Annotated in this window: 12 protein-coding genes and 1 pseudogene; 9 read left to right on the top strand and 4 right to left on the bottom strand. The window is 67.8% G+C overall.

The genetic code is table 11. The features are described from left to right. Together HUV01_RS08930 and HUV01_RS08925 are read left to right on the top strand one after the other, a co-directional pair. Nucleotides 1-264, top strand: a pseudogene (locus HUV01_RS08930) (ATPase); the annotation flags it as partial. A 306-nt stretch (nucleotides 265-570) separates the two neighbouring features. Beyond that, nucleotides 571-1,245 (top strand): hypothetical protein, encoded by a 675-nt coding sequence (locus tag HUV01_RS08925; RefSeq protein WP_174297936.1) that lies wholly within the window; start codon nucleotides 571-573, stop codon nucleotides 1,243-1,245. A 149-nt stretch (nucleotides 1,246-1,394) separates the two neighbouring features. On the opposite strand, the gene gmk is transcribed toward HUV01_RS08925, so the two are convergent. From gmk to HUV01_RS08905, 4 genes are all read right to left on the bottom strand, one after another. Then, a complete protein-coding gene (gmk, locus tag HUV01_RS08920) occupies nucleotides 1,395-2,045 on the bottom strand; it encodes a guanylate kinase (RefSeq protein WP_174297935.1) in 651 nt (216 codons plus the stop codon). Between the two features lie 46 nt (nucleotides 2,046-2,091). Beyond that, nucleotides 2,092-2,301: a hypothetical protein gene (locus HUV01_RS08915; protein WP_174297934.1), complete on the bottom strand. Its 210-nt coding sequence runs from the start codon at nucleotides 2,299-2,301 to the stop codon at nucleotides 2,092-2,094. A gap of 39 nt (nucleotides 2,302-2,340) precedes the next feature. Next, nucleotides 2,341-3,750 carry a class II fumarate hydratase gene (fumC, locus tag HUV01_RS08910; protein ID WP_438827163.1) on the bottom strand — a complete coding sequence of 470 codons (1,410 nt, stop codon included), beginning with the start codon at nucleotides 3,748-3,750 and terminating at the stop codon, nucleotides 2,341-2,343. Nucleotides 3,751-3,971: 221 nt separating this feature from the next. Further along, nucleotides 3,972-4,463, bottom strand: a complete 492-nt coding sequence (locus HUV01_RS08905) for an SspB family protein (protein WP_174297933.1) — start codon at nucleotides 4,461-4,463, stop codon at nucleotides 3,972-3,974. Between the two features lie 73 nt (nucleotides 4,464-4,536). On the opposite strand from HUV01_RS08905, the gene hisB reads away from it, so the two are divergent. From hisB to tsaB, 7 genes are all read left to right on the top strand, one after another. After that, on the top strand, nucleotides 4,537-5,124 hold the full coding sequence (gene hisB, locus HUV01_RS08900) for an imidazoleglycerol-phosphate dehydratase HisB (protein WP_174297932.1): 588 nt from the start codon (nucleotides 4,537-4,539) through the stop codon (nucleotides 5,122-5,124). A 139-nt stretch (nucleotides 5,125-5,263) separates the two neighbouring features. Then, nucleotides 5,264-5,884, top strand: coding sequence for an imidazole glycerol phosphate synthase subunit HisH (hisH, locus tag HUV01_RS08895; RefSeq protein WP_174297938.1), 621 nt, complete (start codon nucleotides 5,264-5,266; stop codon nucleotides 5,882-5,884). After that, on the top strand, nucleotides 5,881-6,630 hold the full coding sequence (hisA, locus tag HUV01_RS08890) for a 1-(5-phosphoribosyl)-5-[(5-phosphoribosylamino)methylideneamino]imidazole-4-carboxamide isomerase (protein ID WP_174297931.1): 750 nt from the start codon (nucleotides 5,881-5,883) through the stop codon (nucleotides 6,628-6,630). Before hisH ends, hisA begins: the two co-directional genes overlap by 4 nt. Continuing rightward, nucleotides 6,627-6,845, top strand: coding sequence for a hypothetical protein (locus HUV01_RS08885; protein ID WP_174297930.1), 219 nt, complete (start codon nucleotides 6,627-6,629; stop codon nucleotides 6,843-6,845). Before hisA ends, HUV01_RS08885 begins: the two co-directional genes overlap by 4 nt. Before the next feature lie 178 nt (nucleotides 6,846-7,023). Beyond that, entirely contained in the window at nucleotides 7,024-7,599 is a 576-nt protein-coding gene (locus HUV01_RS08880) for a NifU family protein (protein ID WP_174297937.1), read from the top strand. 43 nt (nucleotides 7,600-7,642) lie between these two features. Continuing rightward, a complete protein-coding gene (locus HUV01_RS08875; RefSeq protein WP_174297929.1) occupies nucleotides 7,643-8,236 on the top strand; it encodes a malonic semialdehyde reductase in 594 nt (197 codons plus the stop codon). 14 nt (nucleotides 8,237-8,250) lie between these two features. After that, the coding region (tsaB, locus tag HUV01_RS08870; RefSeq protein ID WP_174297928.1) for a tRNA (adenosine(37)-N6)-threonylcarbamoyltransferase complex dimerization subunit type 1 TsaB at nucleotides 8,251-8,757 on the top strand (507 nt) is incomplete at its 3' end.

Here is an 8,757-nt window from a genome sequence, read left to right as displayed (position 1 = left end):
CTCGGCGCGGCGCTGGCGGCGGTCGACGCCTTCGCGCTCGCCGCGCTGTCGCCGATCGTGACGCTCACCGGCTCGCTGGTCCTCGCGCTGGCGCTGGCGGAGCGGGCGATCGATGCGGACGAGGCCTGGCGCGCGTCGGAACTCGATTCGGACTGGCAGGCGGAACTGTGGGGCGCGGACCCGCTGGCGGAGAAGGCCCTGCTGGCGCGGCGGGCGGAATATGATGCAGCAGTGCGGTTCCTGAGACTGATCGGGGCGGCGTAGCGCCGGCAACGCGGTTAATATCCTTTCCGCCCAAAGGCGGACGTTCGAGAAAGCAATCCAAGCTTCAGAAAGCGGCCGTTTGTTTAATACACCGCTTCTCGTATCTCCATTTCTGAGCGGCCATTTCCGGGCAGGGCGATTGGGAATGGATTCCGGGAAAGGGGCCCTGCCTGATGGACCCGGTGCCACCGACAGGGCCGCTTTCCCTCTACGGGTTTGTTTCGGGGAGGCTGACGGAGCTGTCCTCGCCTTTCGCCCCGTCTTGCTTATAGACATGCGGCATGGTGAGACCGAGTAGGAAACCCAATGCCATTCAAGCGCCCTCAACTTCCCAAGGTCTTAGCAGCACGCATTAGGGCCGCTCAAAGGAAGGTAGCGGACAAGCGCATAGCGATCATTGCGGGTGATCGGCGGATTGCGCAGGTGAGCGAGAGGGTAAATCTTTATCAGGTCAGTCCCTATGGCTATGCCGATCAATACTATCAGGGATGCGATATCCACAGCTATCCGGTTCACACGCGTATTGCCCGCGACCGGGAAGAACTGGCCTATTACCAGCGGCGAGCACCTGGGCGCATCGTTGAGCTTGCCGAGGCTGAGGCGAACCTGTCCGTAGTCGAAGACGAAGTGTTGTTAAAGGTTTTTGCCATGCGGCCTTCAACCGGGCGCGTGCCGTGGCCCGGCCGACTTAGGCCCTTCGAGGACGTGGGCTTCGAATTGCAACTTCGGTGGGCGCGTGAAGACGAGAAACTGAAGGCCGCCCATGCTCGCCAAATGGCGATCATGAATGCTCAAGCCGCAAAGGCCGATGAGGCGTTTCAAGCATCTATCACCGCCCTCGTCGATGTTATGAAAGCACGTATTGACCGAATGACGAAGGGTAAGCGCGCTGAAGCGCGCACGGCTATTGCCGATCGCTTGGACAGATTGCAGCATGGCGAGATTGGCGCATTCGAGTTTCTTGCAGAGTTTGTCGAGTAACCGAGCAAAGTATCTCGAACCCGCCAACGGCTTGCCGGCTTTCCCGGCTCTCGATCCCTTTTTGGAAAACCGGCAGCCCTCCACTACGTCAGCTATCTGCATCCGCCTGCCAGGAAGGGGACGGACGGCTCCCCACCCGACTTCAACCCCTATCGCGTTAGTCGTCGGACGATACCGATCATGCCGGTCTGGCGCGAGCGCTTCAGGCGCTCCGCCGCCAGGATCGTCTTCACGGCTCGGAAACAGCGGTTCACGTCGTCGTTGACGAGGACATAGTCGTAGCCGTCCCAGTGGCTGACCTCATTGGAGGCGCGGCTCATCCGCGCCTCGATCACCTGCGGCGTATCGGTGCCGCGCCGGGTCAGCCGGTCCTGAAGTTCGGCCATCGACGGCGGGAGGATGAAGACCCGCACCACGTCGCCGCCGGCCAGCTGGTACAGCTGCTGCGCGCCCTGCCAGTCGATGTCGAACAGCACGTCGCGCCCCGACGACAGGATGCGGTCCACCGGCTCGCGCGGGGTGCCGTAGCGATGGTCGAAGACGTGCGCCCATTCCAGGAACTCGCCCGCCGACACCATCGCGCGGAAGCGTTCGAGATCGACGAAATGATAATCGCTGCCGTCGACCTCCTTCGGCCGGATCGGGCGAGTGGTGGCGGAGACCGACATCTCGAGGTCCGGCTCGTCGGCTAGGAGCATCCGGGCGATCGTGGACTTGCCCGCGCCCGATGGCGAGGACAGCACGAACAGCACACCCCGTCGCCGGAAGCCGTGGGGGTCGAGGTCGTGGTAGGCGTCCATGTGCGCTAGTGGCGGCGTGGACCCGCACCCGTCAAGCGCGATGCCGCTACGATCCCGGGCTGGCGAGCCGATGCCGCAGCTCGGCAAGGCCGCGCAGCGTCGCCCAGCCGACCGCATAGGTGACGACGACCGGCAGCACGATCTTCAGGACGTTGGCGGTGACGGCGCCGATCACCGCGCCCTCGGCCGGATCGTCGCCGCCCCGGACCTCGTCGATGGCGGCGCCGATCAGCCCGCCGACGGTGGTTGCGCTCATGCTCGTTCTCCTCGGGCGATCAGCGATCGGAACTGCGCGTCAGTTCCCGATCATGTCCTCGGGCCGCACCACGCGGTCGAACGTCGCCTCGTCGACCAGACCAAGCTCCAGCCCCGCCTCCTTGAGCGTCAGGCCCTTCTCGTGCGCGTATTTGGCGATCTTGGCGGCGGGGTCGTAGCCGATCTCGGGCGCGAGCGCGGTGACGAGCATCAGCGAGCGGTCCAGGGCCGCCCGGATGTTGTCGCGCCGCGCCACCGTGCCCTCGACGGTCCGCGTCGCGAAGCTCGCCATGCCGACGCTCAGCAGGTCGATCGAGCGCAGCACGTTGGCGCCGATCAGCGGCTTGAACACGTTGAGCTCCATGTGCCCCTGAAGGCCGCCCACGGTGACGGCGACGTTGTTGCCCATCACCTGCGCGGACACCATCGTCAGCATCTCGCACTGGGTAGGGTTGACCTTGCCCGGCATGATGGAGGAACCGGGCTCGTTGGCGGGCAGCTCCAGCTCGCCCAGCCCCGATCGCGGGCCGCTACCCAGCAGGCGGATGTCGTTGGCGATCTTGGTGAGCGCGACCGCGAGCACGTTGAGCGTCCCGTGCAGGTCGACCAGCCCGTCGTTGGACGCCAGCGCCTCGAACTTGTTGGGCGCGCTGGTGAACGGCAGGCCGGTGATGGCCGCGATCTCGGCGGCGATCGCCTCGCCGAAGCCCGCCGGCGCGTTCAGCCCGGTGCCGACCGCGGTGCCGCCCTGCGCTAGCGGCAGGACGTTGTAGCGCGCGGTGTTCTCGATCCGCTCGCGCGCGTTCGCCAGTTGCTGCGCATAGCCGGAGAACTCCTGGCCGAGCGTCAGCGGCGTCGCGTCCTGGAGGTGGGTGCGGCCGATCTTGACGAGGTCGGCCCATTCGGCCGCCTTGGTGTCGATCGTCGCGTGCAGCTTGTCGAGCGCGGGCAGCAGCGTGCCGTGCACCGCCAGCGCGGCGGCGACGTGCAGCGCGGTCGGGAACGAGTCGTTCGACGATTGCGAGCGGTTGACGTCGTCGTTCGGGTGGACAGGCGTCTTGCCGCCGCGCATGCCGGAAAGCTGCTCGTTGGCGACGCCCGCGATCACCTCGTTGGCGTTCATGTTGCTCTGCGTGCCGCTGCCGGTCTGCCAGATGACGAGCGGGAACTGGTCGTCGAGCTCGCCCGCGGTCACGCGCGCCGCCGCCGCCTCGATCGCATCCGCCTTCTCCGCCGCCAGGCCATGCGTCCGGTTCACCCGCGCCGCCGCCTGCTTCACGATCGCGAGCGCGTGGACGATGCCGATCGGCATCCGCTCGCGAGACCCGAACGGGAAGTTCTCGATCGACCGCTGCGTCTGCGCGCCCCAATAGGCGGTCGCGGGGACCTGGATGGCGCCGATCGAGTCGGTTTCGGTGCGGGTGTCGGCTGCGATCTTGATCTCGTCCACGAAACCTCCATTCGCCCTGAGCTTGTCGAAGGGCTGTCTTTCTCTTCCGCGCTCTAGGGGGAAGGGGATCGCTTCGACAAGCTCGGTATCAACGGGGTTGGGGCGAAGCGCGCAGGGCCGTCACGGGAGTAAATCCCGTGACGTCGATCGCGGCTGGACCGCGTCGGCCGGCCGTTCGCGTCGCTGCGCGACCGCAGCGTAGCTCCGCTACGCCTGCTCGCTCACTTCTTCCGCTTGAAGTCCACCGCCACGACGTTGGAGCCGTCCTCGACCGGTATCGCGACCGGCGGCCCGTCGTTCTCCGCGTCGTCATGGCCGCCCGGGCCGTCGTCCGGCCCCTCCTGCGCCTGGAAGCGCAGCTCGAAGTTCACCGCTGGGTCGTGGAAGCCGGTGATCGCGGCATATGGCACGACCAGCTTGGACGGCACCTGCCCGAAGCTCAGCCCCACGGAGAACTGCTCGGCGTCCACCATCAGGTCCCAGAAGCGGTTCTGGATCACGATCGTCATCTCTTCGGGGAATCGTTCGAGCAGCCGCTGCGGCACGTCGACGCCAGGCGCGCGCGTCCGGAAGGTGATGTAGAAATGATGCTCGCCCGGCAGCGTGCTGCCCCCCTGCACCACCGTGGACAACACCCGGCCCACCACCGCGCGCAGCGCCTCCTGCACGATGTCGTCATAGGGAATCAGGCTGTCGGGCATGCCGTCGGTCATTGCCCTTGGGTAGAGCCTCCGGATTTCCGGTCAAGATTGCATGGTCCCGGACTTGCGCTATGGCCGCGCAACGATGCGCACCGCCACCATCTCCCGCCATACCGCCGAAACGCGGATCGACGTCGCGCTGAACCTCGACGGGACCGGCCAGTACCGGATCGCGACCGGCATCGGCTTTCTCGACCACATGCTCGACCAGCTGTCGCGCCACTCGCTGATCGACCTGGACGTCGGCATCGCCGGCGACCTGCACATCGACGAGCATCACACGGTCGAGGACTCGGCGCTGGCGATCGGCGCCGCGCTCGCCCAGGCGCTCGGCGACAAGCGCGGCATCCGCCGCTATGGCGACGCGCTCAGCCCGATGGACGAGACGCTGACGCGGGTCGCGCTCGACATATCGGGGCGGCCCTGGCTGGTGTGGAAGACGCGGTTCTCGGTTCCGCGGCTGGGCGGCATCGATACCGAACTGTTCGAACACTGGTTCCACAGCTTCGCGCAGGCCGCCGGCATCACCTTGCACGTCGAGACGCTGCACGGCCACAACAACCATCACATCGTCGAGAGCGCCTACAAGGGGCTCGCCCGCGCCCTGCGCACGGCGGTCGAGATCGACCCGCGCAAGGCGGACGCGGTGCCTTCGACCAAGGGTGTGCTGTGAGGGAAACGCCCGCTCGCGCCCGCTCGCCCTTCCCGTCACCCCAGCGAAGGCTGGGGTCGCACGGCTCGGCGGGCATAGCCTCGCTCCACGCGATCCCAGCTTTCGCTGGGATGACGACCGGGTGGATGGGACGCGCAGCGTGACGCTCGCGCTGATCGACATAGAATCGGGCAACCTCCACTCGGTCGCCAATGCGCTGCGCGCCGCCGGCTGCGACCATCTGGTCGTCACCGCCGAGCCCGAGGCGGTACGCGCGGCGGAGCGGATCGTGCTGCCCGGCGTCGGCGCGTTCGGACGGTGCGCGGCGAACCTGCGCGGCGTGCCGGGACTGGAGGAGGCGCTGCGCGAGGCGGTGCTGCGCCAGGCGGTGCCCTTCCTGGGCATCTGCGTGGGCATGCAGCTGATGGCCGACGCGGGCGACGAGATGGGAGAGCATGCGGGCCTTGGCTGGATCGGGGGGCGGGTGCGCCTGCTGACGCCCGCCGATCCAGCGGCCAAGGTGCCGCACATGGGCTGGAACGACGTGGTCCCCGCCACGCCCCATCCGCTGATCGAGCCCGGCGAGGCGTATTTCCTCCACAGCTACGCCTTCGAGCCGGCGGCCGCGGGAAGCCCCGACATCCTCGCCACCACCGACCATGCCGGTCCCGTCGTCGCCGCGATCGGCCGCGACACGATGATCGGGGTCCAGTTCCACCCGGAGAAGAGCTCACGCTATGGCCTGGCGCTGCTCCGGCGGTTCCTGGCATGGGCGCCATGACGTTAATCGTCCTTCCCGCCATCGACCTGAAGGCCGGCCATGTCGTGCGCCTGGCGGAGGGGGACATGGACCGCGCGACCGTCTATGGCGACGATCCTGCCGCCCAGGCCGCCGCCTTCGCCGCCGCCGGGGCGAGCCATCTGCACGTCGTCGACCTGGACGGCGCGTTCGCGGGCGAGAGCCGCAACGGCGGCGCGGTGGCGGCGATCCTCGAACGCTTCCCCGGTCACGTCCAGCTCGGCGGCGGCATCCGCGACGCAGCGGCGGTGGAGCGGTGGTTCGCGCTCGGGGTGTCGCGGCTGGTGATCGGCACCGCAGCGCTGGAACGGCCGGATTTCGTGCGCGACATGGCGGCCGAGCATCCCGGCGGCATCGTCGTCGCGGTCGACGCGCGCGGCGGCATGGTCGCCACGCGCGGCTGGGCGTCGGTGTCCGACGTCGCGGTCGTCGACATGGCGCGCCGGTTCGAGGATGCGGGCGTCGCGAGCCTGTTGTTCACCGACGTCGGCCGCGACGGGCTGCTGAAGGGCTGCAACGTCGAGGCGACGGTGGACCTCGCCCGCGCGGTGTCGATCCCGGTGATCGCGAGCGGCGGGGTCAAGGGCATCGGCGACATCCGGATGCTGTCGCTACATGCGCCGGGGAAGCCCGGCGGTGCCGGGATCGAAGGCGTCATCACCGGCCGCGCGCTGTACGACGGCCGGCTCGATCTGGCGGCGGCGCTGGCCGTGGCGGCGACGGGATGAACCACCATATCTCTGGCGTCGCCGCTCTTCTTCTGGCCGGCGCTTTCGGATGGTTCTGCATTAGAGATGTGGACCGGGGCCTTGCCGAACTACCCCGCATGATGTGGCGCGTGGAACGCCGTTATGACCCGGCATTGTTCTGGCTGTTTACCGCTTTCAATTGCTTCATAATCGCTGCCCTGGTGTTAACCGGGCTGAAATTATTGTGCGAGTAATTGCACGTTCGCGCGTTCGGCAGAGGGTATGGATACGCGATTACTTCGAGTTTGAGAATGTCTTGCGCAACGCCCGCCGTTGCTGCGTGACGTACAGGCGGCTCGGCGATGATGGTCACTGGCACCACGAACCCCCTTCCCGCTTGATCCCGCCCCCTCGCCGGGCCACATGGCGTCAATGCTGATCGAGACCGAGACCACGCCCAACCCGGCGACGCTGAAGTTCCTGCCGGGCCGTCCCGTCATGGAGGTCGGCACGCGCGACTTCGCGACGCCGGAGGAGGCGGACGCCTCGCCGCTCGCCCAGGCGCTGTTCGGGATGGGCGACGTGACCGGCGTGTTCTTCGGACGCGACTTCGTGTCCGTCACCGCCGCGCCCGGCACCGACTGGCGCGCGCTGAAGCCGGACGTGCTGTCGGTGATGCTCGACCATTTCTCGGCCGCCATGCCGCTGTTTCGGCCGGGGCCCGCCGGCGACTTCGTCGTACCCGGCCCCGACGCCGCCTTCCCCGAGAACCCGGACGACGTGGATATCGTCGACCAGATCAAGGACATCATCGAAACGCGCGTGCGCCCGGCGGTGGCCAACGACGGCGGTGACATCGTCTATCGCGGGTTCGACAAGGGCAAGGTGTTCCTGCAGATGCAGGGCGCCTGCGCCGGCTGTCCGTCCTCGTCCGCGACGCTGAAGAACGGCATCGAGCAGCTTCTTCGTTATTATGTGCCCGAAGTCACGGAAGTCCGGGCCGTCTGATCCGTTCCAAGCCGGTCCGTCCCAGCATTTTCAGGAGCCATCCATGAGCGCCAAGCTCGACGACGCCACGCTCGACGCGGTCTTTCGCGAGGCTCGCAGCTACAACGGCTATCTCGACCAGCCGGTGAGCGAGGATGATCTCCACGCGATCTGGGAGCTGATGAAATGGGGGCCGACGTCGGCCAACCAGATGCCCGCCCGGCTGGTCTGGTGCAGCACTCCCGAGGCGAAGGAGAAGCTCGCCGCCTGCGCATCGGGCGCCAACGGCCCCAAGATCCTGGCCGCGCCGGTGACCGTCATCATCGGCATGGACACCAACTTCCACGAGTATCTGCCCGAGCTGTTCCCGCATGTCGACGCCAAGGCATGGTTCGACGGCAATGCCGAGCTGCGCGAGGTCTCGGCGTTCCGCAACTCGACGCTGCAGGGCGCCTATTTCATCATCGCCGCGCGGATGCTGGGGCTGGATACGGGCGCCATGTCGGGCTTCGACGGCGGCGCGGTCGACAAGGCGTTCTTCGCGGACCAGCCGGGCGTGCGGGTGAACTTCATCTCGACGCTCGGCCATGGCGACCCGGCGAGCTATCACGGCCGCTCGCCGCGCCCCGCGTTCGATAAGTTCAACCGTATCGCCTGAACGGGACCGGACCCGTGCTGACGCTCGCCATCGACACCGCGACCGCCGCCTGCTCGGTCGCGCTGTTCGACGGGGACGTGATAGTCGCGACGGTGCGGGAGGCGGTCGGGCGCGGCCACGCCGAACGGCTGGTGCCGATGATCGCGTCGTTGCCGGGCGGCGGCCGTGCGGAGCACATACTGGTCGACGTCGGGCCGGGCAGCTTCACGGGCATCCGCGTGGGCGTCGCCGCTGCGCGGGGACTGAGGCTCGGCTGGGGGGCGCAGGTCACGGGCTATTCGTCGCTCGCCTGCGTCGCCGCCGCCGGTTTCGCCGCCGACCCGTCGCTCCGCGATCCTCTTGCCGTGCTGCTGGAGGGTGGGCATGGCGAAGTCTTCATGCAGGTCTTCGCACCCGATCCGCTGCACCCCGTCGGCGACCTTGCGTCGCTGTCGCCCGCCGCGGCGCGCGAGCGACTGGGTGACGGGCGGGCGACCGGCGACGGGCTGCGCTGGCTGGGCGAGGACCCGCGCACAGCCCCG

The organism is Sphingomonas bacterium, from assembly GCF_903643035.1.
GTDB lineage: Bacteria > Pseudomonadota > Alphaproteobacteria > Sphingomonadales > Sphingomonadaceae > Sphingomonas.
This window is presented reverse-complemented; position numbering and strand designations above follow the sequence as displayed.

Excerpts from the sequence above, each read along its gene's own strand:
- HUV01_RS08880 (WP_174297937.1), top strand. The coding sequence starts at position 7,024 with ATGCTGATCGAGACCGAGACCACGCCCAACCCGGCGACGCTGAAGTTC.
- HUV01_RS08905 (WP_174297933.1), bottom strand. The coding sequence starts at position 4,463 with ATGACCGACGGCATGCCCGACAGCCTGATTCCCTATGACGACATCGTG.
- gmk (WP_174297935.1), bottom strand. The coding sequence starts at position 2,045 with ATGGACGCCTACCACGACCTCGACCCCCACGGCTTCCGGCGACGGGGT.
- HUV01_RS08875 (WP_174297929.1), top strand. The coding sequence starts at position 7,643 with ATGAGCGCCAAGCTCGACGACGCCACGCTCGACGCGGTCTTTCGCGAG.
- hisB (WP_174297932.1), top strand. The coding sequence starts at position 4,537 with ATGCGCACCGCCACCATCTCCCGCCATACCGCCGAAACGCGGATCGAC.
- hisA (WP_174297931.1), top strand. The coding sequence starts at position 5,881 with ATGACGTTAATCGTCCTTCCCGCCATCGACCTGAAGGCCGGCCATGTC.
- HUV01_RS08925 (WP_174297936.1), top strand. The coding sequence starts at position 571 with ATGCCATTCAAGCGCCCTCAACTTCCCAAGGTCTTAGCAGCACGCATT.
- HUV01_RS08915 (WP_174297934.1), bottom strand. The coding sequence starts at position 2,301 with ATGAGCGCAACCACCGTCGGCGGGCTGATCGGCGCCGCCATCGACGAG.
- HUV01_RS08885 (WP_174297930.1), top strand. The coding sequence starts at position 6,627 with ATGAACCACCATATCTCTGGCGTCGCCGCTCTTCTTCTGGCCGGCGCT.